The sequence below is a fragment of the Faecalibacterium sp. An122 genome (assembly GCF_002160895.1).
GTDB lineage: Bacteria > Bacillota > Clostridia > Oscillospirales > Ruminococcaceae > Faecalibacterium.
Map to the genome: position 1 here is coordinate 1 of NZ_NFLL01000063.1, position 2828 is coordinate 2828.

Sequence of the window (2828 nt, forward strand, 5' to 3'; positions counted from 1 at the left end):
GTCTTTTTATCTTTCAATCCAAAGGAGGAAAAGCTTATGAGCCGTAGTTATGCACGCAATGCCAACACTGCATCCCTCATCACCCTGTGCCCGGTTTGCCTGCACGCGTTCCAGGACGCTAAGAAAGCATTTCTGCGTCGGGCGGATGTTCACCAGCAGATCAAAGATGTTTGTACTTACTGCCAGACCCGCTATGGTTTCGACTACTACGTCCAGCCTGCTGCGGCTCACCGGGATACCACCCGCCGAAAGGTAAGAACCTATGTCCCTGCATCTAACCATTGACCCGGAGTTTGCGAGCATAATCCCTCCCCTTCGGGAAGAGGAGCAGAAGCAGCTGGAGGAAAACATCATGGCTGATGGTGTGGTTATCAACCCGCTGATCGTCTGGAACGGCGTCATCGTAGATGGTCACAACCGCTACCGTATCCTTCAGCAGCACCCGGAAATCCAGTTCACCACCTATGAGAAGGAGTTTCCCGACCGGTACGAAGCCATCGCATGGATCTGCAAAAATCAACTGGGACGGCGAAACCTGACACAAGAACAGTACAAATACCTCATAGGCGAACGGTATGAGGCCGAAAAGAGAATGGAGTCTTTTTATGGGAACCGATTCACTTTAGCAGATAAAAGTAGCCGGATTCATTTTGAATCCGGCTACAGCGGTGAACGTACTCGTGAGAAAATTGCTCGTGAAAACAACGTCAGCGTCAGTTATGTACAGCGTGCCGGGAGATTTGCCCAAGGTATAGACGCCGCAGAAGAAGCGGTGCCAGGCATCAAACAGGAAATCCTGACCGGCAGCATCAAACCCACAGAGAAGGCTGTGGCGGCCATCGCCAAGGCCCCGCCGGAGGAAAGACCCGCTCTGGTTCAGCAGCTCCGGCAGACCAAAGAACCCGAAAAGCCCCAAGAAAAGCCTGAAGAAAAGCCAAAACGCAAGTGCAGCGTTGCAGAAACCCTGCAAGCCATCCGGGATATCTCAGAAAATATGCTGCAATCCAACGGGGAAATCGACGCAGACGATATCTGCTATGAACTGGAAGATGCCCTGGACACCATGATTTTTCGCTGGGATACCTGCCTGGAAAACAACAAGGAGCTGCGCAGCGCCTGCCGGGACGGCATCAAAAGACTCACAGATAAGGGAATTCAGTACCTGAAAGAGATGAGGAGGACCACATGAGAATAAACAGCACCAGTACCTACAAGGAAATGATGATTAACAGCAAGCTGCTGGAAGTCCCCCGCGGCAGTTATCAGCGGGAGCTGAACGTCAAGCGGGTCCGTAAGATTGCAGCGAAGTTTGATCCCCGTCTGCTCAACCCTCCGAAGGTCAGCTACCGCAACGGCCACTATTATGTGTTTGACGGCCAGCACACTATTGCAGCTCTCAAGATGATCAATGGCGGCAGGGATCTGATGGTCCGCTGCATCGTGTACACGGGCATGACCGAAAGCGAGGAAGCTCTGCTCTTTGCCCAGCAGACCGGTGAATCCGCCCAGCTGACACCCGGCGATAAGATGCGTGCCATGATCTATGGCGGCGACCCCGAGTGCATGGCCTTCCTCAAGGCCACCGAATCGGTTGGTCTGCGTCTGGATTACACACAGCGCCGCGGGAAGCACCGGATCGGCTGTATCGGCACAGCCTTTGAGGAGTTCAAGCGGGTGGGAGCCGACCTTTACAAAGAAGCCCTGTCCCTGATCGTGGCCGCCTGGCATGGGGACCCCGAGTCCCTGCGGGCTGAAACGATCCAGAGTGTGATCCGCTTCATCGAGCTGTACCGCGATGAATATGACCCCCGGCGTCTGGTCACACGACTGCACAAGACCGATCCCCTGACCATCTACCGGGAGGGGCGGGCCATGGGTGTCAACATGGCTGGGTACAAGAAATACCTCTACCAGGTCTTCTGCATCTACAACGGCAGCAGTAAGAAGAACGTGCTGCCTATGAAGTTCTAACCTGCCATTCTAATCCCCCTTTTTGCACAGAAGCCGCCTGCAAATCAACAGGCGGCTTCTTACATAATGAAGCACAAGGGGGTGCATAGCCTATGATTCCCGAAAACTGGCGATACAGCCGGGGAGACATCTACTACGCCAATATGGAACCCAATGTTGGTTCTGAGCAGGGCGGGGAGAGGCCGGTAGTGGTGCTGCAAAATGACACGGGCAATAAACATTCGCCCACACTCATTATTGCCACCCTTACATCCAGGGTGGATAAGAAACGCCATCTGCCCACCCACGTCTTGCTGGACCACAACCCGGGACTGAAAGTCCCATCTATCGTACAGCTGGAACAGATTTTCACCCTCGACAAACATCGTGTACAGCGGTTTGTTGGCCGCACCAGTGAGAAAGAAATGAACCAGATTGAAATGGCAATCAAGGTCAGTCTGGGCATGAGCCGAGAGGAGGAAAAAACCGAGTGAAAGAACAAAACAATATAGGTAAACAAGAAGTCATTACGATCAATGGTCGTACTGTACGAATCACTTATGCCTCGGACGGCGAAGGGATGGAGGCGCTCCATCAGCTGATTCAGGATACGGTGTGCAGCAGTAACCAAACTGGAACTTGACCGTTGAGACATCCTTGTCTTGCAGCTTATGATGCACTAAAATGACGATAGGATGAGTTGAAGCTCATCCGGCCTGTACCTTGAAAAGCGCATAATCGTTGTTTTTGCATCCTGAAAAAAGGAGAAAACAACTATGAAAAAAAGAGTCTATACATTGTACCGCGTTTCAACTCTGGGACAGGTCGAGAAAGACGATATCCCCATGCAGAAGGAAGCCTGCCGTGCATTTGCAAAG

At 52.4% G+C, this 2828-nt stretch carries 5 protein-coding genes and 1 pseudogene; all 6 read left to right on the forward strand.

What is annotated here, in order from left to right; all coding sequences use genetic code 11:
• On the forward strand, positions 1-285 hold a 285-nt coding region (locus B5E67_RS15760), incomplete at its 5' end, for a hypothetical protein (RefSeq protein WP_204246565.1).
• A 67-nt stretch (positions 286-352) separates the two neighbouring features.
• A complete protein-coding gene (locus B5E67_RS15545; RefSeq protein ID WP_143405451.1) occupies positions 353-1189 on the forward strand; it encodes a hypothetical protein in 837 nt (278 codons plus the stop codon).
• Complete coding sequence (locus B5E67_RS15205) at positions 1186-1971, forward strand: DUF6551 family protein (RefSeq protein WP_087385916.1); 786 nt, start codon at positions 1186-1188, stop codon at positions 1969-1971. The genes B5E67_RS15545 and B5E67_RS15205 overlap by 4 nt, the downstream gene beginning before the upstream one ends.
• A 92-nt stretch (positions 1972-2063) precedes the next feature.
• Positions 2064-2444 (forward strand): type II toxin-antitoxin system PemK/MazF family toxin, encoded by a 381-nt coding sequence (locus B5E67_RS15210; protein WP_087385917.1) that lies wholly within the window; start codon positions 2064-2066, stop codon positions 2442-2444.
• Positions 2441-2593 (forward strand): hypothetical protein, encoded by a 153-nt coding sequence (locus B5E67_RS15765; RefSeq protein WP_204246566.1) that lies wholly within the window; start codon positions 2441-2443, stop codon positions 2591-2593. Before B5E67_RS15210 ends, B5E67_RS15765 begins: the two co-directional genes overlap by 4 nt.
• 133 nt (positions 2594-2726) lie before the next feature.
• Positions 2727-2828, forward strand: a pseudogene (locus B5E67_RS16005) (recombinase); the annotation flags it as partial.